Below are 25,799 nucleotides of genomic sequence, written 5' to 3'. Positions count from 1 at the left end.
CATGTCGGGTGAAACGAAATCGGCTGCCGAGCTGGCAGCGGAAACCAAAGCTGCGTTCGACAAGCAGTTCGACAAGCTGAAAGAGATTGCCGAGGACGCGCGTGGCAAGGCTGAGTCTGGCGAGAAACTGAGCCAGAAGGCGAAGAATGACGCGGACGAGGCATTGACCGGAATGAACGGCGTCAAAGCCAAGCTCGAAGAGTTGGAGCAGAAGCTGGATCGCGGCGGCGATGATGGTGCGGATCAGCAGAAGTCGGTCGGCGCCCAGTTTGTCGAATGCGACGAATTCAAAACCTTCCAGGACAATCCGCGCAAAGGCGACAGCGCGTCGCTGGAAGTCAAGGCGGATCTGACAACCACAACTGGCGGTGCGGGTGGACTTGGTGCCGCTGTGCATTCGACACATCTGCCAGGTATTCAGCCGCTGCCACAGCGTCGGATGACCATCCGTGGTCTTCTGATGCCGGGTCAAACCGATAGTTCGCTGATCGACTATGACCGTGAGACCGGTTTTGCGAACAACGCCGATATGGTGGCTGAGGGCGGTTTGAAACCGCAATCTGACTTCTCCATCGAAGAAGTGCAGACCCGTACCAAAGTAATCGCGCATTGGATGCGCACCTCGAAGCAAACCCTGTCCGATGTGGCGCAGATCCGGTCCATCATCGACAATCGCCTGCTTTATGGTTTGGCTTTCAAAGAAGAACTGCAGTTGCTCTTTGGTGACGGGACCGGCGAAAACCTGAATGGCATTGTTCCGCAGGCTACGGCCTATGCGGCTCCGGCTGGTTTCCCGGCCGGCACATCGATCGATCGGATCCGCTATATGGCGCTTCAGGCGGTTCTGGCCGAGTACCCGGCTACGGGCATTGTCCTGCACCCAACCGATTGGGCGTTTATCGAAACCCTGAAAGACAGCGAAGGCCGCTACATCATCGGCAATCCGCAGGGAAGTCTTGCACCTACGCTTTGGGGCCTGCCTGTTGTGGCCACGCCCGCAATGACCGTGGACAAGGTGCTGGTTGGTGCGTTTGACATGGGGGCTCAGATTTTTGACCAGTGGGCTTCCCGCATCGAGACCGGTTTCCAGAATGATGACTTCACCCGGAACAAGGTGACCATCCTCGCAGAAGAACGATTGGCGCTGGCGGTTTATCGTCCTGAGACCTTCATCTACGGCGACTTCGACCGCGTGGCCTGATCCGCCGACGCAGTAACCAAACGAGGGGCGTTCGCGCCCCTTTTTCTTTGAGAGAGGACAATCCGATGGAATACAAAGTCATGCGCCCGCATCAGGGTGACAAGTGGTACGACGTGGGCGACACCCGCGACGCAAAGCCGAACAGTGTTGCGCATCTGGTCGCAAGCGGCACTTTGGTCGATCCGTCCGACAATGATGGCGCAGCTCAGTCCGAGGGCGAGAAGTCCGAACCCACGGTCGAGAACAAATCCGACACGCCTGCGTCCAACAAGGCGCAGAAGCCTGAAAACGCCAAGGCGACTTAAGCGGGGCTGAGCGATGTGGTTAAAACGGCAGAGCGGCGCGACTTTGGATCTGGTGAGCCTCGATGAGGCCCGCGATCATCTGCGGATCATCGGTGGGGATCATGACGCCGACATTCAGCAAGCCATCGCTGCGGCCTCTTCATTCCTCGATGTGGACGAGGATGGGTTTGGCGGATTGGGCTTTCCAATGGTGGCACAGCACTGGTCTGTGAAGGCCAGCGGGTTCACTCCCAAGCTTCTGCGTCTGCCGTTCCCGCGCATCTCTTCCGTCGATGAGATGCGCTACCTGCCCATGGTCGGCGGGGCCCAGGTTGTTCCGGCCGAACACTACGTGGTGAGGCGCGCAGGACGGCTTTCTCAAGTGGTGCTGCTGGCTTCATTTGAGTGTCCACCGTTGGCTGATCGACCCGATGCCGTCGAGGTTCTGTTTACTGCAGGATGGGTCGACGTTGCTTCTGTGCCCGCGGACATCAAGCAGGCTGCAAAGCTGTTGTTGGCGCATTTCTTTGAGAACCGTCAGGCGGAAATTGAGGGTGCAGTCACTTCAGAACTTCAGCTGGGGGTCGACCGGTTGACCGCTCGATACCGTAGATTTGCCGTCTAGTTTGGCGCTTTTAGGGCTGTATTTATGAACATCGGAAATCTGGACAGCCTGATTGTTCTGCGAACACGGCAGGCAGGCAAGAACGCTTTGGGCGAACCGCTCAAAGGGTTCGATGATGGTCCCAAGGTATGGGCGGCATACTCGCCTGTCAGCGATGGTGAACGGATGCGGGGCGGGCATGTCGAAGGGGTCAGCGCCGCGCGGTTTGTGGTGCGATACAGCGCGAGCATGGCTGCGATCACGGGCGATGATCGGCTGATGTTCGACGGTCGCGAATGGCAGATCACAGGGGTGAAAACCCTTGGGCGTCGTCGCTGGATCGAGATTTCCGCCTGGACGAAGTGAGGGCCTATGTCAGTCAAGATGAAGATCGAGGGCGCGGGCGACATCGAACGCGCGCTGGCCGGTATGAAGCGGGGCACCGCCAAGGGGGTGGTGCGCCGGGCGATGAAGAAATCCTTGCGGCCCGTGGCACATGATGCAGCGGCGTCCCCCTTTGAGATCGCGATCGCCAGCAAGTTGACGCCACGCCAGAAGGCGCAGGCGCGCAGGGATCAGGGGCGCACCAAAGTCGCGCTCTATGTCGGGCCGATGGATGATGAGGGACGCGGGGCACCGCATGCCCATTTGATCGAGTTTGGCACCGGGCCTCGTTATCACAAATCGGGCAAGTTCACGGGGGCGGTCATGGCTGACCCTTTCATGCGGCCCGCCTGGGACAAGAACCGGGCGCGCATGTTGAAGATCCTGCGCGCAGAGGTCTGGTCAGAGATTGAAAAGACCCTGGCGCGGGCGGCGCGCCGGGCGGCGAAGGCGGCGAGCTGATGGAAGAGACGCTTTTTCAAGTCCTGTCGCCGCTGGGTCATCCAGTGGTTTGGGGGGTGTTTGACGAGGAACAGCCATATCCCCAGATCTCGTTGCAGCAGATCAGCGGGCCGGGAAACCACACGCTGACCGGGCGTGGAGGGATCGAGACCGCGCGGGTGCAGATCAACGTGGATGCCGAGACATATCTGGATGCGCGCGACACGGCGGCTCAGATCGCGCTGGCCCTGGAGGCCATCCGCAACACTGGCGGAATTGTCCGCTGTTATGAACTTAACCGGCGGGCGGCGCATTCGGCGGCTGACGGTGACGTAATCCGGCGGTTCTCGCTGGACTTCAAGGTGCGGTACCGCGCCTGACCACTGGCCGGGGGACCGGCTTTCTTAACATCATGAAAGGAACAAGGTATGGCAGAAAATGTCATTCCCGGCGATCTCGTTACGGTCAAATGGTCCGCAACCGAGGGTGGCCCGTACACGACAATCAAAGGGTGCAAGACGGTCGGCATTCCCGAAGTTACGCCGGAGTATCGCGACCGCACTTCGCTGGACAGTCCTGGTCGTTCCAAGGAGTATGGTCCGGGCCTGGAGGACACGTCCGAACTGACGCTGAGCTGCTACTATTCACAGGCGCTCTATGAAGAAGCAGCCGCGTTCAAAGCGAGCCGCAAACCGGTTTTCTTCGAGGTGCAACTGCCACCGGAAACCGGCTCGGGCACGGGCGACAAGTTCGAATACAAGGCCTTTGTCACGCCATCGCTGCCGACTACGGACTATGACGGTGATCTGATGACAGATCTCAAGCTGCGTCCGACAGGTGAGATCGCCTGGACGAAGGGAGCCGCCTGATGATCGGTTCTGTTCCCCTGAAGCTGGGCCGCAACAAGACCCACAAGCTGAAACTTTCAACGCGGGCCCAATATCGCCTGGAGCAGGAGTTTGACGGTCAACCGATCGACAAAGTGTTGCAAGCGTTTCTGGATGGTTCCAAAGGCGTCGGCATGGTTCTTGCGATGGTCAAGGCCTGCGCCAATGATGGTGCAGGGTTTCATGATCCGTCCGAGGTGGACGACGATGGACCAAGCGCCGAAGACCAGGCTCTTGACCTGGTGGAAAACGCAGGCGGTCCCAGTGCTGTCGTCCCGGTTCTGAGCAAGGCTGTGGCGGCAGCATTCCCGCAATCTGACACCTCTGATGAAGGGGGTGATGAGGGAAACGGAACGGCCAGTCCGAGCGACTGAGCTGGGATGAGTTGGTCGCGGTGTGGGTCGAGTTTGGCCTGCACCACAGCGATTTCTGGGACATCACCATCCGCGAATACAGCCTGATCATCGGGGCCCGCCGAAAGGCCAAGGATGCCGAGGTTCAGGCGCAAAGAGTGTTGAACCAGGAGCTGGGGACTTTGATCCAGTTCGCGTTTCACGATCCAAAGAACATGCCCGATTTTGCCAAGGCTGGTGAGACTGGGCCTCGGTCCAAGCCTATGAGCAATCAGGAGGCTCGGGCCAAACTTCACGCCTATTTCAGCAGCGTTGCTGCACAGGCAAATTCCCAACTTTCGAACAGGTGAACTGAGCGATGTCAGCCGTCATTGGCGCTCTGCGGGGCGTTCTCTCTCTCGACTCTGCTGCCTTTGAAACCGGCGCGAAGCGCTCGATGGCAACCATGGGCACTGTCGAACGCCGCATGGTGCGGTTTGCTGGAAAGATGGAAGGAGCCGGGCGGCGTTTGTCGCTCGGCTTCACCGCGCCCATGGCGGCGATGGCGGCGGTGGCCCTCAAATCGAGCCTCTCGGTTGTGGATTCTCAGGCCAAGATGGCCCAATCGCTCGGGACCACGGTCAAATCCATGCAGGTGCTGGATCGCGCTGCGGATCTGTCGGGCGTCTCGATTGGTGAAGTTGAGCAGGCCACGATCCAACTGACCAAGCGATTGAGCCAGGTCGAGAGCGGCGGGGCCAAAGGTGCAGCCAAGGCGTTGGAGCGGCTGCATCTGACTGCACAGGATCTGCACCGATTGCCGCTCGATGAACGTCTGGAGGCCATCCAGACGGCAATGAGCCGTTATGTTCCCGAAGCCGAACGCGCAGCGATTGCTTCTGAGCTGTTCGGGAGCCGGGCAGGAGTTGTGTTCAGCCGGATCGATGCTAGCGCTTTGCGGGTGGCGGCGCAGGATGTTTCCCGGTTCGGCGTGGCCGTTTCCGAGGTGGATGCTGACCAGATCGAACGGACCAATGATGCAGTCTCGCGCCTTGGACTGGTCGGGCGTGGCGTTGCCAATCAGATCACCGTGGCGTTGGCCCCGGCGATTGAAGGGATTTCAGATCGCATCGCCCTGGCAGGGGAATGGTTTGCGGGGTTGAATGACAAGGCCAAGCAATCCATCGCCATCGCGGGGACTTTGACGGCGACGGTCGGCCCGTTGGCGCTCGGTCTTGGTGCCATTCTGAAGGTGGCGGCTCCTCTGGTTGGGGTCGTCGCGTCTTTGGCAACGCCGGTTGGGGTGGTGGTCGCGGGCCTGGCATTGGCGGCGACGGTTGGGACTGCATTTGCCGGATCGATGCGAGACACGACGTCTTTTGCCGAAGCGCATGCTCTGGCAATGGATAATGTGACCTATGCCATGGGGGATCAGTATCGGGCGACGGCCCGTCTGGCAGACGCCCTGCGCGAAGGGGGGCCTGTCACGCTGGCCACTATCGAGGCCAAGATGGCCGAGGCTGAGGCGCGCCAGGCAGTGACGGCAGCACTGGTGCGCGAGCGACAGGAAAAAGAGCTTGAGGCGCTTGGATATTACCAGGTGTTGGAGGCGATAGGGCAATATCAGGCCGCTCTGACAAGCATGCGAGCGCCGGGTGATGATCTCGAACAAATGCCGGTCAAGCTGCGCGCGGCCTATGAGGAAACAGAACAGGCATTGGTGCGAGCGTTGACCGAGCAGCGGCGGCTGTTGGACGGGGTGCGTAGTCAAACCCATCTGACCAAGGAAGAGCAGGCCAACCTCGAACAGATCTCGGCAAATATCGCGGAGTTGCAACGGCGCTGGAACACGCTCAAGGGGATCACCTCGGAGAACGTGGATCTGACCGAACGCAATGTGGTGGCGGCTGGCAACCTTGCGGGCAACATCGGCCAAGCCGCGGGGCAGGCGGCAAACCTCAAGAGCTTCCTGTCTGGCCTGCCGGGCGCACTGGCGAGCGCCGATGCCAAGATTGCGGGCTTGCGGGCGGGGATCTCGGCGCTGGCGTCGGGTGGTGGTGAGCTGAGCGCCAATGTCGCCAAATACCGTGCCGAGTTGGAGGCCTCACTGCCTGCGCTCGACAGTATGCATGACGGGCAGCGACGGCAGGTGCAGGCGGGCATTGATCAGCGCGTCCAGCAGTATGAGCTGGAACAGCAACTGACGAAGGAATACCAGGACCGCACAGCGGCGCTCAACAAGCTGAACACAGCCAGCGGCGGCAGTGGCGGGGCCAAAAAGGTCGAGAGCCAGTTGACGAGGGAGATCACTCAACGCCGCACCCTGTTGGGACTGGCTGGCAAAGAACGCCAGATGTATCAGGCGGTCTTGTCGGTGCAGCAGCGTCTCGGAACCGAGGCGGGCAAATACTCGCAGGCACAGATCAAGGCGCTGGCCGGTCAGGTGGTGGCGCTGGATGATGCCGAGGCCGCGACACGGCGCGTGGCTGATCAGCAGTCCCGGTGGGCCGACAACATCACGCGCACGGCCTTTGAGGGTGGTAGCCTGGGCGATACCGTCAAAGGCATGCTGAAAGACATCGCCTTTCAGTTCGCAAATACCAGGTTCACCCTTCCGATCATTGCCTCGGTCACCGGCTTTCTGGGTTTGGATCGCTTGGCGTTGGGCGGTACGGCTGGGGCCGTCCTTGGCGAGGGCGGCGGTGGCGGTGGCTTGCTGGGCGGGCTGTTGGGATCGCAGGCCAGTGGTTTGCTGGGCGGCGGTGGTTTCCTGGGCGGCGGTGGCCTTCTGGGGGGTATTGGCAGCGGGCTGGGCGGTGTGTTGTCTGGCGGTGGTCTGGGTGCCTCTTTCGCCAACCTTGGCGGGTTGGTCTCCGGCTCTGTCGGGGGGCTTGGGGCGATTGGTGCAGCTCTGCCTGCTGTCGGGGCGTTGCTGGCCGGGGTTTACGCTCTTTCGAAAGCCTTTTCTCGCAAATATGCGGGCACCGCTTTGCGTGGAACCCTCGGCGTCGATGGTTTCGACGGTACCCAATTCGACTTCTACAAGGGGGGTGCGTTCCGCAGCAACAAGGCCGTTTACAAGCCGGTCCCGGATGAGATCCAGGCGAGCCTGGACACGACCATGCGTGGTGTCACCACGGGTTTGAAGGCCATGGCCTTGACCCTGGGGCTCAGCTCGTCCGCGCTGGCGGAGTTCAACGATGAACAGTTCACGCTCTGGACGAACGGGAAGACGCAGGCGCAGATACAGGAGGAACTGAGCGGACACATCGACGTCGCATCCGAGAAGATGGCCGCGTTGGTTCTGGGCACCGATGCCTTTTCTCGAACGGGGGAGAGTGCGCAGGAAACGCTCAAGCGGCTGTCGGACAGCCTGAGTGCGGCCAATGATATGGCTGATCTCCTGGGCCATCGCGCCTTCGCTGTTTCTTTGGCAGGCGCAGATGCAGCATCGCATCTTTCTGATGTGTTCGGCGGGATCGAGGCCATGAGCGCGGCGACCTCGGCCTATCTACAGGCGGTCTATTCCGAGAGCGAGCGCAGCGAGATCACGCTGCGACGGTTGCGGGATACCTTCGGAGATCTCGGTCTCGTCATGCCTGAAAGCCGGGCGCAGTTGCGGGCAATGGTTGAGGGCTTTGACACCACCACGGAATCCGGGCGCAACGCCTATGCCGAAGTCATCAAGCTGTCGGGTGCCCTGGACAGTGTTCTGCCCAAGGTCGGGGCGCTGGCGATTTCCGTGACGGGGCTGGTCGATCAGATCGGGGGCGCGCTCGGGGCGCAGTTGGATGATGCGCGCAAAATGGTGACCGAGAGCAAATCGGCGGCTTCCTTGTGGTACCGCGTGTCGGAATCCCTGCGGGACTTTCTGCGCCAGTTGGTTGGTTCGAACCTTGGCGGCGCAGGTCGGGATCAGGCCGCAGCGGCCAATCGGGCGTCCTTGGATGCCGTCTTGCAAAAGGCACGCGGCGGGGACGCCGAGGCCGCGCGCGATGTTCCGGGGTTGGTGAACGCCTATTTGGCCAATGCACGGGCAACCTCGCGCAGCGATCTGGAATACCGCCGACTTGCGGGGCAGTTGCAGGGAGAGGTCAAGTTTCTGGCTGGTCTGGCAGAACTGGAAGGGGCCAATCAGGATGTTCTGCAGGGTCTCTATCAGCAGCAGGTGGATGTGCTGACCGGATTGAGCAATTTCCTGCAACTCGAAGGGCTGACGAATGAGCAGATCGGCAAGCTTGATGTCTCCATTCAGGACCTGGCCCGCGACTTCGATGGGACCCTGGCAGACTTTCAGGACTCGCTGGCAGGGCTGGAAGGAGCCATCAAGGAGGCCGAGGCGTTTTCCTATGATGCGCTCAAACAGCGTTTGCAGGTCGCGGTGGATCTGCTGCCCCAAGTGGACATCCCGGACTATCTCAAAGCCCTGATCCGTAGCGCCGAAACGGGGCTGACCTCGACCATTGATTTTGTCGTGCGCTCGGATCTGCCTGCGCCAGACAAATGGTTGGCGCTGAATACAGCCTCGGAACACATCAAGGCCATCAGCTTTGTGCTGGATGGCAACGACATCGCGCCGGAAACGCGTGACCTGGCGTTGGCGACCGGCGGCGATCTGCGCCGAACCCTTCAATTTGTGGTTGGCGCGGATCTGGATGACCAGACACGTCGCCTCGCTTTGGTCGGCAATTCCGAGCTTGTGCGCACGGTCAATGCTGCGCTGTCATCCGGCGCAGATCCGCGCGCCGTGCGCCTCGCGTTGCAGAATGTCGGGACCTTTGATGTCGCCGTTCGGGCGGCGCTGAGCCATTCTGTCGGATGGGATGTGCGCAAGTTGGTGTTAGGGGGTGTCCAGACGTTCTCTGTTTCCGTCCTGGCGGCTCTGTCTGAAGGGGTGCCATCCGGCTTGCAGCGCGCCCTGCTGTCCGAGCAAGGTCGGTTGGCTCTGAACATCGAAGCGATTTTGAATGCCGGGGTGCCGGAACCCGTGCGCGCGTTGCTGCTCAAGTCGAACACGGCGGCCTTGCGGGCGGTCACGATTGATGCAGTTTATGGTGCCTCACTGAACAGCGCCGATCTGGAGCTGTTGCGAGAGACCAGCAGCACCGCCAAGCGCGTCATCAACGCACAGCTCAACAGCCCGGAATTCACCACCACAGAGACCGCTCTTCTTCGGCAGCTCAATCTCGGGACCGGAACGGTGCAGAGGGTGATCAAGGGTCTGGTGGACACCGGATCATTGACGTCCGAACAAAAGGCCTTGCTGGCCTCGATCAGTGGTGCCAGTTCGGGGACGATTACCCTGGGCGGGTCGTTTCGGTTTGACCCGTCTGCGGGGTTTTCGAGCTGGTTTGGCACGACGTTGCAGTCGGGCATTGCGGCACCGATGACTGACCTGACCGGTGCTCTTGGTGCGTTGCGCAAGGCGATCACGGATCAGCCAAAGCAAGCTGCGCTGGACGGCTATGCAGCCGGGATGCTGCGCAATGACAAGGGGCAGTACATCGCGACCGAGCAGCAGCTCAACAAGCTGGCAGAGCTGGCGGGTGTCAATACCAACGGAACGGCAAACCAGTTGGCCTATCGGGTCAAATCGTTCAGTGCCAGCGACAAGCTGGATGACATCTACGTGGACCGCTCGGGCTATCAGACACGCCGGGCGCTTTTGGGGCTGGTCGGCTCGGCCGGTCTCAAGGTCAAGCCAGAAGCGTATCTGAATGCCTATGGCGACGTGCAGCGCGCAGGCGTTGGCGCGCAGAGGCACTTTGATCAGTACGGGCAGGACGAGATTGCCAGTGGGCGGCGTGTGTTCAAGCCTGGGGCGCTTGATTGGTCATCGATTGGGCTGAATGTGCCCGGCCATGCGGCGGGCGGGGCGCACCAGGGCGGCTGGCGTATCGTCGGTGAAACTGGGTGGGAGTTGGAGCACACCGGCCCCAGCCGCGTGATCAGCAATTCGGACGCCTCGGCCATGCTCGATCAGCGAAACGTGGTCAGCGTGTTGGATCTGCTGCGGCGCGATTTTGCTCAGGCAATCGCCCGTCTGGGCCAGATCAATGACCGTGTGCGGTCAAGCGACAAGACACTGCAAAAGCTGGATCTGGATGGGGTCAAGCAGAGAGACGCTGCATCATGAATATCATCGAAGCCATGGTCGTGTCCGAGGCGAGCATAACCTACAGCAACCTGCCTGCCTTGGATCATCCCGCTTATGCCGCCGGGGTATCCTACGCCAAAGGGGATCGGATCTGCGCTGCCAAGCCCTACAAGGTCGGGGTTGTCGATCTGGTTGGACAGCATGTGTTTGAATCGTTGCAGGACAACAATCAGGGCAATGATCCATCAGCCGATGATGGGTCGAATTGGCTGGTCATCGGACCCACAAACCGTTTGCGCGCCTTTGATGGCACAATCGGATCCGGAACAAGCCACGCGGGGTCGGTGGAGTTCAAGGTTCAGACGGATCGCACCTGCGATGCGCTTGCTTTCTTTGGGTTGCGGGGCGGGACGGTACGGGTGCGTGTGTACACCAGTCAGGACGCGCTGATCTGGGACAAGACGTTTTCTCTGTTCGATCCGATCGAGGTCAGCAACCAGTTTGATTTCTGGTTTGCAGAACGGGAGTTCGCGCGGGTCTATCTTGTGACCGGATTGCCGCGTGGCGGGAACCGGTTTGTGCATGTCACCGTTGATGCAGGAACCGGAACAGCGGAAATCGGCGCGATGGTGTTGGGCACGCAGGCGAACCTGGGCATCACCCGGCCTGGCACCACGGTGGACTTCCGGGATTTCTCCGAACTCAACGAAGACCAATACGGAAACATCGCACCGGTGGCGCGGCAAAAGATACGCCTGGTGAACTATCGCTTCAGCTACGAGACCGAGAACACCGAGCGGATTTTGCGGCGTGTCATGAGGAACAGCGGGCGGCTGGTAGTTGCCTATCAGGCGCTCGGCACCGAGCGCTACGGGACGCTTGTTTACGGTTTGATCAATGATCTGGAACTGCCCGGTGAGGCGGTCTTTTCGGACGGGCAATTGGAAATGAGAGGGGTGGTCGAGTGAGCATCATCAATGCGTTTGGCGGCGTTTTGCCGGATGAAAATGATCCTGAGTTCAACAACCGGATGCGGGATCTGCTGGAATGGCTGTTGGGCCTGCCGGGGCAGTTCAACGGGTTGTCGGCCAGCGAGTTCTTTCAGGTTGTCGAAAACGGCCTGGATCAGACGCCGGGCCGTCTGTTGCGTGTCGGCTCGTTCGGGCTTGGCGCGACGGACAGCGTCGAGGTGCGCCTGATAGATGGCCAGGTGCCTTTGGCATCAGGGTTCTACGCTGGGGCAGGTGGTTCGTCAGATATTGCAACGTTTCCAGACAGTACCTCGCGATACAGTCCGATCATCAACGCCACCCGGCGCATCGGTGACGACAGTTTTACGATCCGCCGACTGTTTTTTTCGCAGAACCGCATTTTGGTTATGGGCAGCGGCGACAGCGGCGCGACCTGGAGCGGACCCAACGCCATGTTTGGCACCGATGATGTCGTTGGAGCTGTCAGCCAGGCAGGAGGGGCAATCACCGGTGCCGTGATCGAGCGGGGCGGCAATGCCAATGGCGAATATGTGCGCTTTGCAGACGGAACTCAGATTTGCTGGCATGTGCTGGATCTCGTGGGCGGTGGGGATGTCACGATATCAGCCAACTGGACTTTCCCCGCAGGCTTCACCGGTGATCCTGTCGTGCACATGACAGCAAAGGTCCCGCCGACGTCGGGCACCCGTGAACGCAGCTATTGGACCGGCAGCGGGGCATTGTCTCGCAGCCTGAGCGTTTCCATGAACGCGGTCTGGCCTGCAAACACGTCTGAATCTCATCAGGTTTTGGCCGTTGGCCGCTGGTACTAAGAAAGGACTGAGATGCACATAGCCTTTACCCCGATCCGCCACGATATACCGCTGACGGCTGCTGTTGCGGGAGATGTCCTTACCCTCAATGGGGAGGCCTTCGATTTTGCCGCCCTGCCCGAAGGGGCAACCCTGCCGCGCGCTGCCGTGTCCTGCGATTGGCTGGCCTCTGATGTCGAACGCATCGAGGGGCAAATCCACCTGACCTTGCTCTTGCCCCATGGCCCAAACGCGCCTGACGAGACGCGCTTTCCGGCGTCACTCATCGTCTCGGGCGGTAACGTCCCAATCCCGGTTCACAGTGTGGTCGCAGGGGATGATCTGCCAGCCGAGGAGGATGACACATGAGCAACATCGACCTGAGCCAAATCATCACCGCCGACGCCAAACAGTCCAAGCTTCGCGCCCGGCGCACAACGCTGGTCAAGGCTGAATGCCGTCGCCGGATCTTTGCAGCCGCATCGGACACGGCCCAAACCAACATCACTGCCGCAAGCTCCGCGGATCTGTTGGATGCTCAGCAGAAGGCAGCCTGGGTGGCTGCTCTGGGATGGGTTCAAGCCATGCGCGCGGCCTGCCTGCCGCTGATCGAAGATCCGCAGGCTGACGTCACACACGACGGCGCATGGCCGGATCTGCCCGAAGGCGTGGCCGAGCTGATCGAGCAGTTCTGAACAAAGAGGCAGTTTTTTATGGGCAAAGTGATAGAGAACAGCGACCGGGGTCTGACCATCAACAAGGGGTTGGCTTGGACCATCGTGACAGCGCTGGTTGCCGCCGGTGTTTGGGTTGGAACGCAAACCGCCACAATGTCGAGCGGTATCGATGATTTGAGCGATGAACTCGATAAACTATCCCTTCAGATCAGCAGCGAAGCGGGCAAGCGTGACCAGCTCGCGATCCGGGTGCGCAATCTGGAGAACAAGAACGCGGCGCGCGATGCCAACTATTCGCATTTTTCCAAGCGTATGCAGGATGTGCAAACCCAGCTCAGCGAAAACAATCGGCTGCTGCGGGAGCTTTTGCAGCGAGCCCAGATGATCCCAACCCGCTAACCGGCGGGCCCCCGAAGAACCAAAGACCAAACCGGCCCCGCCTGCGGGGTCTTTTGCATTGGAGGGACCAATGACGACGCTTTCCTATGACGTGCGCTGGTTGCAGCGCGCGCTTCAAACGCTTGGCCTCGATCCTGGTCTGATCGACGGGATCAAAGGCCCGGCGACCGATCGGGCTGTGATTGCTTTCAAGCGGTCAGAGGGGTTGCGCCCGCGCGCCTATGTCGGGCCGATTACTTTGGCCCGGTTGCGGGATGCCGTGTCCGAAGCCGAGCCCGTGAAATTTGGGCCAGAGACGGCCCCTGAACCGCCATGGCTGGTCGAGATCGGCAAAGTCATGGGGTTGCATGAAGTCCGCGACAATGCAGAGCTGCGCGCCTGGCTGGCCTCTGACGGCTCGACCTTGGGGGATCCGGCCCGGTTTCCCTGGTGCGGCGATGCCGCGATCACGGCGCTGGAACTGGCGCTGTCTGATGAACCCCTGCCGCCTAGCATCGAGCGCAACCCCTATTGGGCGCGCAACTTTGCGGACTACGGCGTCAAATGCGGGCGGGTCTATGGCGCGGTCGCGTCGTTCACGCGCGGCAAGGGCGGGCATGTCGGTTTCGCGGTTGGCTATGACCCTAAAACCCATCGCTACCGCATTCGGGGCGGCAACCAGTCGAATATGGTCCGCGACAGTTGGCTGGCGGGCAGCCGGTTGCTGGCCTTGCGCTGGCCGTCGACCTGGCCAGCGGCGCACCAACGCCCGCTGCCGATCATGAATTCGGCGGGTCAAATTCTTTCCACCAACGAGGCCTGAGCCTCAATCATCCGAAAGGGAAAATACCATGGAGGATATCAAAAGCTTCCTTATGTCCAAGACCATCTGGGGCGCGGTGATCGCCATTGCGCCGCCAGTCGCTGGGATGTTCGGCCTGACTGTGACGGGTGCCGACGCATCCGAGGCATCGCAGCACGTCAACAGCGTGATCACAGCTGCAGGTGGCCTGTTGGCGATCTATGGCCGCGTGAAGGCGACCAAGAGCATTGGCATCTAAGCTCCGGCCTGTCACACGTCCAACCTATCGCCGGAGACTCAAAGTAAGCCCCCCCGCTGGCGAGAGCTGGCGGGGGGGCATCTTCGTCATCTATCGTCCGGCAATAGATAGTATGGGTTATACGGAAAGCCCCAACAGTAGTGCGCACCAGAGTGAGTTCTGACCAATGCGTTATCCCCTGAAAGTAGGAAGTGAACGTTGATTTCTTTAATCTAAAAAAGTAAGGGGCAAAGAGCGACGCCCTGAGAGCAAATCTGAAAGAAGGCCAATCGACAATGCATAGCCGATCGAGTCATTGTAGAGACGGAAAACTCTAAAGTTTCTTGTTACAGCGAAGTAGATGTGGTCAGCCCCATCTGAGTGGTCCAATTTGATTGTTAGTGCATGATCGGCCTTTGGTCCATCTGCACGATGGTTTCCGGAGCGGGTGGGCGGTAGCCCAGAACGCTGTGTGGTCGTTTGGTGTTGTAGTGTTTTCTCCATTCTTCGATCAAGATTTGAGCTTCTCGCAGGCTGTAGAAGATTTCGCCGTTCAGGAACTCATCCCTGAGCCGGGCGTTGAAGCTCTCGCAGTATCCGTTCTCCCAAGGGCTGCCTGGTTCGATGTACGCCGTCTTTGCACCGACGGCCTTGATCCAATCCTGCACGGCCTGGGCAACGAACTCTGAACCGTTATCGGAACGTATGAACGACGGTACGCCGCGCAGGATAAACAGGTCACTCAGGACGTCGATGACGTTGCCTGAGTTCAGCTTGCGATCTACACGGATGGCCAAACATTCTCGGCTGTACTCGTCGATGATGTTGAGCATTCGGAAAGCCTTTCCGTCATCTGTCCGGCAATGCACGAAGTCGTAGGACCAAACATGATCACGGTATTCAGGTCGCAACCGAACGCACGACCCATCATTGAGCCAGAGCCGCCCCTTCTTTGGTTGTCTCATTGGCACTTTCAGCCCCTCTCGCCGCCATAACCGTTCCACGCGCGTGTCATTCACAAGCCAGCCCGCCTCTCGCAGCAGCGCTGCAATCCGGCGATAGCCATATCGACCATATTGTCCGTCAGCTCGATCAAATCGGCAACCAACCGTCCTTCGTCTGGGCGACCAACTGGCACTTTGCGTTGCGTGGATCGGTGCTGTCTCAGAACGCGGCAAGCACCACGTTCCGAGACATTCAGCTCAGCACGAACACGGTCAATGCAAGCTCGGCGGCGAGCGGGGCTCAGAAGTTTCCCTTCGCAGCTTCCGCCAGAATGAGCTTGTCCAGCGTCAGATCAGATACGGCCTTTCTCAGTCGTTCGTTTTCTTTCTGTAGCCGTTTCAGTTCCTTCAATTGGTCCGCGCCCATCCCGCCGTACTTCTTCTTCCAGCGATAATAGGTTTGTTCAGTCACACCAATCTGTTTGATCGCATCCAGACGCGGCATCCCTTGCCCCGTCAGAACCTCAACCTGCCGTAACTTAGTGACAATCTCTTCGGGCTTCGGGCGCTTGTTTGCCATGGCGTTCCTCCGTTTTCCTAAACATAGCGGAGGACCACTTCAGTGGGGGAAGACCAACTTGTTGCCTGAACAGGCTGCGTTGCACTAACCTAAGGTCAACCTTTCCGGAAGACGAGGCCAGCAATGTATACCGTCGTACGTCACGAATACGCAATCTCGTATAAAACATTCCAACCCGGGCGCGCCATAAGCGCCGGTTTCATAAACACCGAAGACGGCGGGCGCACCTACTTTGAAAGGGCCGCCTACATCCAATCCACCGATGACTACTATTCCATTGGCTTGGGCTTCGGAACGTGGGACCCGGATTTCGAACGTTATTCCAACGGCGAGATGGGCGTTCCGTTGAGGGGCGTCGCAGTCACTGGCGGAAATGGAACGACCATCCGGGCTTTCACCGAAGGTCGCCCGCGAAATGAAGACGAGTCGTCTGCCCCGGGTATCACCGTACAGTTCTGGGCCACGTCCCTGCCCTTTACCGAAAGCGACGACACGTTTGACTACGGGAATGACCCCAATGCTTTTACCGGGCTCCGAGAGTTCAAAGACGGGTACAGCATCGGGCGGTTCAAATCCGAGCTGATGTCATCCGGGGCCGGAAACGACATTGTTGTTCTGGCGGGCGAAGATGCTGCCCTTGAAATCATGTTCGGCCCCTATCAACCCTCTTATTCCGCGTGGATCCCGTTCTTTGCGGGCGACGGCAATGATCACGTTTCGGCAAGCCCCGACGGGTCTTCGGCCGGAGAGATCATACACGGGGGTCTCGGCAACGATACCCTTATCGGTGGCGATGGCAGCGACTACCTGAGCGGGGGCCACGCAACCTGGGACCCCAGCTACACTGGAAACAGGTTTGGCAATCCGCAGCTGACCCGTCGCGATAGCACCCTGGATGGAAATGACCTGCTCGAAGGTCGTGGTGGGAGTGACGAACTCTTTGGCAGTTTTGGCGAAGATACGTTGCTCGGCGGGGATGGTCGCGACGATCTCTTTGGTGAGGGGGATGCGGATTCCCTGGATGGAGGGGCAGACGACGACGAACTCTTTGGCGGTGACGGCGACGACACCCTGCTGGGCGGCGCAGGCGACGATTCACTGGCTGGCGGACGCGGATCGGATCAGCTTGACGGCGGTGACGGCATGGACTCCTGGTCGGGGAGGTTCCTATCCGGCCATTCCACGGCCGGTGCGGTCGTTAACCTGGGCACGAGCACCTTCGACCTCGGCGGAATCCTTCAGGGGATCGACCCGGACAACGAGCTTGATCTAGGGTCCTATTTCTCGGTCATTTCGGCGGGGGGAACCGCGCCATCGCAAACGGTGCTCAGCGTTGAAACCGGAGAGGTCCTGGACACGTTCACCAACCTGGAAGGTGCGCAAGGGTCGCGCTATTCCGACGTCCTGATCGGCGGGGGGCAAAACGGCACGCTCGACGGGAACAGTGGAGACGACGTGATCATCATGTTGCCCGGCGATCAGTTTGCAGATGGCGGCGGAGAGAGTGATCTGATCATTGGCAGCAGCGCCAACGATTCCATCTGGGGCGGTCTCTTTGATTGGGACGGGTGGGACTACAACTTTCTGCTCGGCAACGGTGGCAACGATTCCATACATGGGGGTGGCGGCGTTGACCTGATCTGGGACGGGTCGGGCGATGACAGCCTGCGGGGATACGGCGCGGACGACACATTCCTTGTGGGCACTGGCGCAAGCGTCGATACGCCGTCCCGCGACATCATCGTTGACTGGAACCCGGTTGACGAGCCGCTTTACTTCATGGGAGACATTTCCGACGCCAGCCAGATGAGTTTCTATTACAGGGATCACTTTTCGTCCTCCACCGCTATTCTCAAGTTCACCACGCCCCAGCTTACCAACATTGGTGTCGTGGAGTTCGAACGGAACCCGTTTACAGAGATCAACGACGAAGTAACCCTGCACCCCGAGGAAATCCTGGGCAGACCCGGCGTGCGCATCAACACCGTTGAAGAGAATTTCGACGACGCCCAATGGGAACGCGATACCGCCCACCTGGTCCGGCAAGCCGTCTGTGTCGGGCGCCCCGTGATCGAGGCACTCATGGCGCTCCGATCGGTGAAAACCAATATCGACAAACACATTGATCAGGGCGTGAGCGGTTTTCTTGGGCTCCCCGGCGCACCAGAGGACCCTTGGGAGGTTTTCCTGGAGCGGCTGTTCCCGGAAAGTCCGGAACTCGGCCTGAACGACCCATTGAAGCAGGAGCTCACAGATCGGTTTCGACAGGCGATTGATGTCTATCTGGACAATGCACTTTCGCAGTACGCCTCACATATCGCCGGTGTGTTTGCGTCCAATGGCATCGACGCGTTGATGGGAGACTATTGCCCCGAGCCCCCCCAAAGCGTGGCGGCAGAGGCCGGCAAGCTCCTTTTGGCCCCGTTCAAGGTTCCATCTGCAATTGTTGGTGTCGGTGAGGGCATCATCAAGGCGATTTTCGCAAATGCAATGCTGAGCATCGAGAAAGAGAACGAGGACTACTTCAACAGCCTGGGTGGCACGATAATCATCGAGCTTGATACCGACGGCCATGTAATCTGGTCCGAGGGCAACGAGGACCTCGGCGAAGGCGATCCGGAGGTCAAGGAAACCATCATCTGGCGTCCTGGAAGCGAGACTCAATTCGATCTGGGTCGGAACCATGACAACGTCGTTGTCGACGGTACGCAACTGGCCCTTCCCATGCCTGTTTTCACCGAGGCTTGGGTTTTGCCATCTGCCTTCCCGGCATTGACCGTTGTCGGGAACGCCCTGGCGAATACCCTCGTCGGCTCCGACCGGGACGAGGTTTTCCGGGGCGGCGACGGGGATGATTTTCTGCGCGGGGGCGGTGGGAATGACGTGTTTTGGGGCGGCAGCGGCCAAGACACGGTTGCCATCGAAGATGCCGCCTACATCTCGCCATCCGAGACCAATGTGACTGTCTCGCAAGCAGTTGACGGTTTGTACGTTCAATCCGGCGAAGGACGTGATTTTGTCGCAAGCGATGTAGAGGCAATCGTGTTTACCGACACAACGCTCAGCTTTTCGCAGCTGTTGGCCATGGCAGGCGTGGAGATACGCAATGGCACAGATGACGGCGAGACCATCGAGGGCACCAACGCGTCCGAGCGGATCAATGGTCTTGGCGGCAATGACTGGATCCGTCCGGGCACGGGCAATGACACGATCGACGGGGGTGCGGGCAACGACATGGCCGACTTCCTCGGCACGCCCTTCAACCCGGCGCGCACCAACCTCGATTTCACGCTGACGCTCGACCTGGCGGCGGGCACCGCCAATATCTTTGGCGGCGACATGAACCAGTTGATCAACATCGAGCGGGTCACCGGCACGATCTATGCCGACATGCTCAAGGGCGATGCTAATGCCAACCAGCTGCGCGGCCAGGGCGACTATGACTGGTTCATCGCGACCGAGGGTAATGACACGCTCGAAGGGGGTAACGGTCTGGATATGCTCAGCTTTCTGCTGGCCGAGGATCGCGGCACGTTGGTCATCCAGGACGTGCTCAGCGCCGATGGCGCGCTGCCGGGCGGGGCCCAGTTGGGCGGTGTCGTGCTGGACCTGAGCAATGCGGCCAACAACGCAGGGCTGGCCGCCAGCCAGACGCTGAGCTCGATCGAGCGGATCACCGGCTCGTCCCATCAGGACCTGTTCATCGGCGATGCCAACCAGAACGATTTCCGGGGTCTCGGCGGCTATGACATGTTCGTCGGCTCGTCCGGCGGGCGCGAGCGCTATTTCGGTGGCGCGGGGATCGACACTGTCAGCTATGTCCTGTCGGCGGGCGGGGTCACGGCGAGCCTGCGCAACGGTCCGCTGATCGATGGCGAGCCCTCGGGCTATGGCACGCGGGGCGACGCGACGCGGGACCTGTATTTCTCGATCGAGAACCTTGTGGGCACCGCCCAGGATGACAGCCTGACGGGCAACAACCTGGTCAACCAGCTCAACGGTCTGGGCGGCGACGACCTGATCTTTGGCTATGGCGGCAACGACCGGATGCGCGGCGGCGCGGGCGACGACACGATCAACGGCGGCGGCTCGTCCGACTTTGCGCTCTTCGATGGGAACCGGTCGGAATACACGCTCACCAAGACGTCCTCGAACACCGTCACCGTGGTCGGTTCCGACGGCACCGACAGCCTGATCGACGTGGAATACTTCATCTTCGACGACACCACGCTGAACATCTGGGGGCTCTGAACCGGCCTCTACGGGTACGATGCGCGCAACTGTTCCCGCATCATTGCATAGTCGCTGAGCATCTCCGCGACCGCCGCCCCATCCGGCAGTGTCGCCAATTCCTCGGCCGCCTGCGCTTGGAACTCCCTGCTGTATTCCACGACTGGCGGACATGCTGCCACGCCGCCAGGTTCAAAACCCGCCGTGGCGCAGCCGGTCAACCAGCTCGTCGCGATTACGAGGGCGGCGAGCCGCCGCCTCCAGAATCCTTCGTTGGGCTTCATTGGCTTTCTCCATGGTCTCAAGCTGCTCGGCAAGCCGCCTGCTTGATGACGCGATACGGCACAATCACTGACCGCTGGTGAGCTACAACGTGGCCAGCCTGCTGGTTGATGATACGCCCAGCGGCAACCGCCGCCTCAAGAAACGAGACAACCGCCTGTCTGGGCAAGGCTACGCCAAGATTGACGGCATCATCGCGTGTATCAATGCCGTGAGCCTAATGGATGAGCATGGCGCTCTTCGCTCATCTGAAGCGATACATCGGCGTGCCAATGATGCGACTTCGAGGGCCCAAAGGCGCATATGAACAGTTCCAACTCGCAGCCACGGCCCAAAACCTCAGAAAACTCGCCAAGTTGGTTCCGCAACCAGAACCAACAGGCTGAGAGGAGCGGCCCGGCTGCTTTGGGCTGAGCCCATCGGCAGATCCAATGTCGACTTCTTCAACACTATCTCCGCATCGCGGCCCTTTGTGTGTGGCGGACGTCAATGTCAGCTTCGGGCTGGAAGCTGCCGTTAGACAGGTTTTGTTCGAGTGGCCGGTAAGGGCCGCTTGCATCGTGTGCCTGGCAGCGTTCAGAGCGACTTTTCATAGATCGCTACGTGCCTAGGCAAAGCGCCGCGGCCTTCGAAGCAAGCCGCAATGGTGGCCTAATCTCCCCTGGCGCTTACTTGAGCTAGACGAATGGCGCGCGACTCTCAAGAATTCGGACAGGCGGGCGCGGATCCGCTTACGGTTGATCGCTCATGAAGTCGAAGCGCCTGAGGGTCTACCGATGAGGCCGGAGCAGCCTAGGGCCGGGTAGAATTGCAGTTATCAGGTTCTCGACCCGTTCTTCCTTTGTCCTGATAACTGAACAGGGCTAAGGTACTGATTTATTTGGAAATGTTTTTGGATTTGCAATCCGCTGCGTCACCACTCCGCCAACTCGCCTTTGTGGTGTGAAATCAAGCTATGAGCAGGATTTCGGGGCGGAACGGATTGTCGAGTTATCACAAGAGTTATCACGTTCTTGTTCGGGGCTCGTTCCGTTCGGGGGCCTTATTGCCGCTTTTTGTGAGCTTGTCCAGCCCGAATTCGCTGCCTTGCTGCACCAGCATATTTTTCAATCATTGCTTTGGTGGTGTGCCTTGAGTGGCTGGTGATTTCATCGTCTGTGCAGCCGTGTAAGACTAGTTCGTGGATGCCGCGATAGCGGACGCATAAAGGTCATAGGCTTCGACCCCAAGCCGCTTACGTTCATCGCGCATGATTTGGGCCATACGGCGATGTGGCAGGGGTGTGCCGTCTTGTTTGGTCAAGATGGTCAGCCCGTTTTTGGGCTCTGTTTCCAGTGTTTGGATCAGATAGCCAGTGCATGGGATGTAGAGTTCCCGACCTGTTTTCTGCTGCACCACGCGCAGGCCGGTTGCGTCAAAGTCGTTCCAGCGAAACTGGGTCCAGTCATCTGGACGTTGGACGCTTCCGATCCCCGGCTCAAAGATCAGCCGTGCCATCTGATTTGCTTCGCTGCGGAACTTTTCGACGGTCCAATCAGGCCAGGGGATGTGAGGTTGCTTTTTCTCGGGTGGCGTCTTCAAGGGCGAACTGGTGAAGTCGCTTGCCCACGCTCTGGCGGATGCGCTGGACCGGATGATGGGGCCACTGCAGAACGGCGGCTTTTTGACTGCTCGCCTCTGATCAGCTTCTGATCATTCAGGTTTGCATTTTGACAGCGGTGAATTGCGGGCAATCTGGTGTGTGCACCAAGGTTGCCGTTGAAGGCCGAGCCAAGTAGGTTTCTTAGGTCAATATCCTTTTTGAGAGTTTCGCGTCTGTAAATCACTTTCTTTGTCAACATATGAGCCTTGGAGAAATTTCACCATGACCGATCGAATTCTTAAACTTGAAGACCTGGACGGTACAAACGGTGGCTTGCTGCATTACTCAGATTACCGTTTCAGCATCAAGCCGTCATTTGCAGGGGACTTTAATGGTGACGGGTTTGACGATGTAATTGTTGGAAGCCCTGGCGTTCCTACCGATGCTAAATTCTATGTTGGTGAAAGTTATGTTGTTTTTGGTAAGGCAAGCGGTTTTGACGCACCCACCCCGATCTCTGAACTAGATGGAACCAACGGCGTTGTGTTCGAGGGGATAGATGAGCGGGACGGTAGTGGTAGGTCCGTCTCTTTTGCGGGGGATGTGAACGGTGACGGGATCGATGACGTGATCATCGGAGCTTCACGCGAGGGTTATGTGGTTTTTGGCAGCACTGCAGGTTTTGCGCCGACCCTGCCGTTGTCTTCGATTGATGGCAGCAACGGCTTTGTGATCGATGGAAGCAGCGGGTCCGTCTCTTATGCCGGTGATGTGAACGGCGATGGGATCGATGACGTGATCATCGGTGCCGCAGGTGGACGAGAGAGTGCAGGTAAAAGCTATGTGGTTTTTGGCAGCACCGCCGGTTTTGCGCCCACCCTATCGTTGTCTTCGTTGAATGGGAGCAACGGCTTTGTGATCGAGGGGATAGAGGAGGGGGACAATAGTGGCGGGTCCGTCTCTTCTGCCGGGGATGTCAATGGAGACGGGATTGATGATCTGATCATCGGGGCGCGAAATGCTGATCCGGGTGGGCGAGATGGTGCAGGCGAAAGCTATGTGGTTTTTGGCAGCACCGCAGGTTTTGCGCCCACCCTGTCGTTGTCTTCGTTGAATGGGAGCAACGGCTTTGTGATCGAGGGGATAGAGGAGGGGGACAGTAGCGGCAGCTCCGTCTCTGCTGCGGGGGATGTGAACGGTGATGGTTTCGGTGACGTGATCATAGGTGCGCCGTCCGCCAATCAAGATCCTAGAGACTCCCATGTACGTGATGGAGAAAGCTATGTTGTATTTGGACGCGCCGATGATTTTAGCGCCACCTTTTCTCTCGCGGGATTGAACGGCCAGAATGGATTCGAACTGATTGGCAGAAAATTCAATGAGCGGGGTGACCGTTTGGACCGCAGTGGTCACGTGGTTTCATCGGCTGGTGACTTGAACGGCGACGGGTTTAGCGAAGTAGTCGTAAGCGGTCGTATGTACGATCCCGTTGGTTCCGTTGAAGCATACGTCGTATTCGGGAACAGCGGGGGCTTCGATGCATCTCTGAATTTTGATGACCTAGATGGAAGTAACGGCTTCATAATTGCAACACGCGAAATCTGGGATCCAATTACAGGGGCCGCGAATGCGGGGGACTTCAACGGGGACGGGTTGGACGACCTAGTTGTAATTGAGCCGGACTCATTTAATCCGCCCTATGGCCGCGTTAATGCGGTTTTCGGGACAACCGAATGGTCGGTGATAAATACCATTGTTGGCACAGAAGGCGATGATGTTCTGTCTGGAACAGACAGTAACGATCGGATATTTGGGCTGGGCGGTGCGGACTGGATCACGCCCAATGCCGGAATAGATACCATCGATGGGGGCGATGGGTTTGATCAAGCCTCCTTTGACACGGCAACGGGGGGGATCGACGCGTCTCTTGCCGATGGACGAGCTGTCGCAGGAGGAGAGACAAACACCCTCATCAATGTCGAAGGCGTGACTGGATCCAGCTTTAGCGATCGACTGCGTGGAGATGTTGGCAACAACAAGCTGCGCGGGCTTGGTGGAGCTGATACGTTCTACACTGATGCTGGTGAGGATACCATCGAAGGCGGCGCAGGCACTGACTGGCTGATTGCTGGCGAGTTTTCCAGCGGGGCCGACGATATCCGGCTGTCGTTGCTGGCGGGGCGTGGCTGGACGGGAGCCGCCGAGAATGACCAGTACAGCGGCATTGAGAATGTCAGCTCTGGTTGGGGCAATGACCATCTGACCGGTGATCATGGGGACAACTACCTAAGTGGCGGCTATGGGAACGACACGCTGGAAGGCAATGGCGGGCGAGACACGCTGGATGGTGGTCACGGTGTGGACGTGGCGCTGTTTGCCTATGATCGTGACAAGTATCTGATCACCCAGAACGGGGATCAGACGATTGTCGACTATATCGACAGGCCCGGCGCGTTTGATGGACCCAATGTTGTCATCAACACCGAGATTTTTCGGTTTGCGGACGGTGATTTCGACCCCTTCACTTTGAAGGGCACGCCAGGCGACGACTGGCTGGCCTGGGACCCGGCGGATACTGCGGTGAGAACCGTGGATGGTTTGGCGGGTTTCGACATGCTTTCCTTCGGCGATGCCAATGGTGGTGTTTCGGCTGATCTGGACGACCAAACTGTGTTTGTCAGTGAGCTTGGGAGATCGATTGATCTGGTATCCATCGAGGCGATCACCGGATCCAGCTATGCGGATGTGTTGCGTGGCGATGATGGCAACAACAAGCTACGGGGGCTTGGTGGCGCGGATACGTTTTACACCGATATTGGGGCAGACACGATCGAAGGTGGCGCAGGCATGGACCTGCTGATCGCTGGCGGATTCTATGAAAACGCCGCTGATATCCGGCTGTCGCTGCTGGCAGGACGCGGCTGGACGGGGGGTGCAAACGGTGACCAATACACCGGCATCGAAAATGTCAGCTCTGGCTGGGGCAACGACCAACTGACCGGTGATCATGGGGACAACCACCTCAGTGGCGGCTATGGGAACGACACGCTGGAGGGAAATGGTGGGCGAGACACGCTGGATGGTGGTCACGGTATTGATGTGGCGCTGTTTGCCTATGATCGTGACAAATACCTGATCACCCAGAACGGGGACCAGACGATTGTGGACTACATAGACCGGCCTGGCGATTTTGATGGACCCAATGTTGTCATCAACACCGAGATACTTCGGTTTGCGGATGGTGATTTTGACCCCTTCACTTTGAGGGGTACGCCGGGCGACGACTGGCTGGCCTGGAACCCGGCGGATACCACCTTGCGGACGGTGGATGGTTTGGCGGGTTTCGACATGCTTTCCTTCGGCGATGCCAATGGTGGTGTTTCGGCTGATTTGGACGACCAAATGGTGTTTGTCAGTGAGCTTGGGCGCGAGATTGTTCTGGAGTCTATCGAGGGCATCACCGGTTCCAGCTATGCGGATGAACTGCGTGGCGATGAAGGCAACAACAAGCTGAGTGGGCTTGGTGGTCCGGATGTATTCTACACCGACGCTGGTGCGGATACCATCCAGGGCGGCGATGGCACGGATCGTTTGGTTGCTGGCGAGTTTGCTGCCGGGGCCGCTGACATCCACCTGTCCCTGTTGGCAGGGCGCGGTTGGTCTGGCGATGCTTTGGCGGATCAGTACACCGGTATCGAGAATGTCAGCTCTGGCTGGGGCGATGACAACCTGACCGGGGATCACGGGGACAACCACCTGAATGGCGGCTACGGTGATGATTTTCTGATCGGCGCAGGCGGAGACGATACACTGGACGGGGGGCATGGAACCGACATTGTTTTGTTCTCCGGTTTTCGCCGGGATTACACTGTCACCAATGACGGTTTCAGAACCACTGTCGACTACACCGGGCCGGGGGCAGACGACGGAACTAACATCGTCATCCACTCAGAGATCCTGCGGTTTGCGGATGGAGATTTGATCTTGTGAGGTGGTTGGGATTAAAGCGAACCTTGCGCGTTCGCGGTTAACGCCTAGTGCGACCCCAGCTACCTGGTCAAGTTGCTGACGCA

The 25,799-nt window shown here is 59.1% G+C and carries 22 protein-coding genes and 2 pseudogenes; 20 read left to right on the top strand and 4 right to left on the bottom strand.

Annotated elements, in window-relative coordinates:
* The first annotated feature begins 1 nt into the window (after position 1).
* From TRM7615_RS05535 to TRM7615_RS05455, 17 genes are all read left to right on the top strand, one after another.
* Positions 2–1,201, top strand: coding sequence for a phage major capsid protein (locus TRM7615_RS05535; RefSeq protein ID WP_108785892.1), 1,200 nt, complete (start codon positions 2–4; stop codon positions 1,199–1,201).
* Positions 1,202–1,266: 65 nt separating this feature from the next.
* Positions 1,267–1,506 (top strand): hypothetical protein, encoded by a 240-nt coding sequence (locus TRM7615_RS05530; RefSeq protein ID WP_108785891.1) that lies wholly within the window; start codon positions 1,267–1,269, stop codon positions 1,504–1,506.
* Positions 1,507–1,519: 13 nt separating this feature from the next.
* Positions 1,520–2,110 (top strand): head-tail connector protein, encoded by a 591-nt coding sequence (locus TRM7615_RS05525; RefSeq protein ID WP_108785890.1) that lies wholly within the window; start codon positions 1,520–1,522, stop codon positions 2,108–2,110.
* Positions 2,111–2,134: 24 nt separating this feature from the next.
* Positions 2,135–2,455, top strand: coding sequence for a phage head closure protein (locus tag TRM7615_RS05520; RefSeq protein WP_108785889.1), 321 nt, complete (start codon positions 2,135–2,137; stop codon positions 2,453–2,455).
* Positions 2,456–2,461: 6 nt separating this feature from the next.
* Positions 2,462–2,935 (top strand): hypothetical protein, encoded by a 474-nt coding sequence (locus TRM7615_RS05515; protein ID WP_108785888.1) that lies wholly within the window; start codon positions 2,462–2,464, stop codon positions 2,933–2,935.
* Positions 2,935–3,294, top strand: a complete 360-nt coding sequence (gene gp17, locus TRM7615_RS05510) for a tail completion protein gp17 (RefSeq protein WP_108785887.1) — start codon at positions 2,935–2,937, stop codon at positions 3,292–3,294. The genes TRM7615_RS05515 and gp17 overlap by 1 nt, the downstream gene beginning before the upstream one ends.
* A gap of 48 nt (positions 3,295–3,342) precedes the next feature.
* Positions 3,343–3,783, top strand: coding sequence for a phage tail protein (locus TRM7615_RS05505; protein ID WP_108785886.1), 441 nt, complete (start codon positions 3,343–3,345; stop codon positions 3,781–3,783).
* On the top strand, positions 3,783–4,175 hold the full coding sequence (locus TRM7615_RS05500; protein ID WP_108785885.1) for a hypothetical protein: 393 nt from the start codon (positions 3,783–3,785) through the stop codon (positions 4,173–4,175). Before TRM7615_RS05505 ends, TRM7615_RS05500 begins: the two co-directional genes overlap by 1 nt.
* Positions 4,176–4,195: 20 nt before the next feature.
* Positions 4,196–4,504, top strand: a complete 309-nt coding sequence (locus tag TRM7615_RS05495; protein WP_125133644.1) for a hypothetical protein — start codon at positions 4,196–4,198, stop codon at positions 4,502–4,504.
* An 8-nt stretch (positions 4,505–4,512) separates the two neighbouring features.
* Positions 4,513–10,269: a coiled-coil domain-containing protein gene (locus TRM7615_RS05490; protein ID WP_108785883.1), complete on the top strand. Its 5,757-nt coding sequence runs from the start codon at positions 4,513–4,515 to the stop codon at positions 10,267–10,269.
* Positions 10,266–11,198 (top strand): hypothetical protein, encoded by a 933-nt coding sequence (locus TRM7615_RS05485; RefSeq protein WP_108785882.1) that lies wholly within the window; start codon positions 10,266–10,268, stop codon positions 11,196–11,198. The genes TRM7615_RS05490 and TRM7615_RS05485 overlap by 4 nt, the downstream gene beginning before the upstream one ends.
* Positions 11,195–12,034: a hypothetical protein gene (locus tag TRM7615_RS25720; RefSeq protein WP_207775212.1), complete on the top strand. Its 840-nt coding sequence runs from the start codon at positions 11,195–11,197 to the stop codon at positions 12,032–12,034. Before TRM7615_RS05485 ends, TRM7615_RS25720 begins: the two co-directional genes overlap by 4 nt.
* A 12-nt stretch (positions 12,035–12,046) precedes the next feature.
* Entirely contained in the window at positions 12,047–12,382 is a 336-nt protein-coding gene (locus tag TRM7615_RS05475; RefSeq protein WP_108785881.1) for a hypothetical protein, read from the top strand.
* Positions 12,379–12,708, top strand: a complete 330-nt coding sequence (locus tag TRM7615_RS05470) for a hypothetical protein (protein WP_108785880.1) — start codon at positions 12,379–12,381, stop codon at positions 12,706–12,708. The genes TRM7615_RS05475 and TRM7615_RS05470 overlap by 4 nt, the downstream gene beginning before the upstream one ends.
* 18 nt (positions 12,709–12,726) lie before the next feature.
* Positions 12,727–13,089 carry a hypothetical protein gene (locus TRM7615_RS05465; protein ID WP_108785879.1) on the top strand — a complete coding sequence of 121 codons (363 nt, stop codon included), beginning with the start codon at positions 12,727–12,729 and terminating at the stop codon, positions 13,087–13,089.
* A gap of 70 nt (positions 13,090–13,159) precedes the next feature.
* The gene (locus TRM7615_RS05460; RefSeq protein ID WP_108785878.1) at positions 13,160–13,891 is read left to right on the top strand and encodes an NlpC/P60 family protein; all 732 of its coding nucleotides are present in this window, start codon (positions 13,160–13,162) and stop codon (positions 13,889–13,891) included.
* Between the two features lie 28 nt (positions 13,892–13,919).
* The gene (locus TRM7615_RS05455) at positions 13,920–14,129 is read left to right on the top strand and encodes a hypothetical protein (RefSeq protein ID WP_108785877.1); all 210 of its coding nucleotides are present in this window, start codon (positions 13,920–13,922) and stop codon (positions 14,127–14,129) included.
* Between the two features lie 207 nt (positions 14,130–14,336).
* On the opposite strand, the gene TRM7615_RS26200 is transcribed toward TRM7615_RS05455, so the two are convergent.
* Positions 14,337–14,612 carry a lytic murein transglycosylase gene (locus TRM7615_RS26200; protein WP_108785876.1) on the bottom strand — a complete coding sequence of 92 codons (276 nt, stop codon included), beginning with the start codon at positions 14,610–14,612 and terminating at the stop codon, positions 14,337–14,339.
* Positions 14,507–15,632, bottom strand: a pseudogene (locus tag TRM7615_RS05445) (IS3 family transposase). Before TRM7615_RS05445 ends, TRM7615_RS26200 begins: the two are co-directional and overlap by 106 nt.
* A gap of 123 nt (positions 15,633–15,755) precedes the next feature.
* On the opposite strand from TRM7615_RS05445, the gene TRM7615_RS05440 reads away from it, so the two are divergent.
* Entirely contained in the window at positions 15,756–19,883 is a 4,128-nt protein-coding gene (locus TRM7615_RS05440) for a calcium-binding protein (protein ID WP_108785875.1), read from the top strand.
* 8 nt (positions 19,884–19,891) lie between these two features.
* On the opposite strand, the gene TRM7615_RS05435 is transcribed toward TRM7615_RS05440, so the two are convergent.
* Positions 19,892–20,146, bottom strand: a complete 255-nt coding sequence (locus tag TRM7615_RS05435; protein WP_108785874.1) for a hypothetical protein — start codon at positions 20,144–20,146, stop codon at positions 19,892–19,894.
* A 234-nt stretch (positions 20,147–20,380) separates the two neighbouring features.
* Here TRM7615_RS05435 and TRM7615_RS25880 point away from each other — a divergent pair.
* Positions 20,381–20,530 (top strand): annotated as a pseudogene (locus tag TRM7615_RS25880) (IS5/IS1182 family transposase); the annotation flags it as partial.
* 787 nt (positions 20,531–21,317) lie between these two features.
* Here TRM7615_RS25880 and TRM7615_RS05430 read toward each other — a convergent pair.
* Positions 21,318–21,641: a site-specific integrase gene (locus TRM7615_RS05430; protein ID WP_125133642.1), complete on the bottom strand. Its 324-nt coding sequence runs from the start codon at positions 21,639–21,641 to the stop codon at positions 21,318–21,320.
* Positions 21,642–22,008: 367 nt separating this feature from the next.
* On the opposite strand from TRM7615_RS05430, the gene TRM7615_RS05425 reads away from it, so the two are divergent.
* A complete protein-coding gene (locus TRM7615_RS05425; RefSeq protein WP_108785872.1) occupies positions 22,009–25,716 on the top strand; it encodes a calcium-binding protein in 3,708 nt (1,235 codons plus the stop codon).
* Positions 25,717–25,799 lie beyond the last annotated feature (83 nt).

The organism is Falsiruegeria mediterranea M17 (assembly GCF_900302455.1).
In the GTDB taxonomy this organism is placed as follows: Bacteria; Pseudomonadota; Alphaproteobacteria; order Rhodobacterales; family Rhodobacteraceae; genus Falsiruegeria; species Falsiruegeria mediterranea.
The sequence above is the reverse complement of the archived record's forward strand: the minus strand, read 5'-3'. Positions and strand labels throughout refer to the sequence as shown.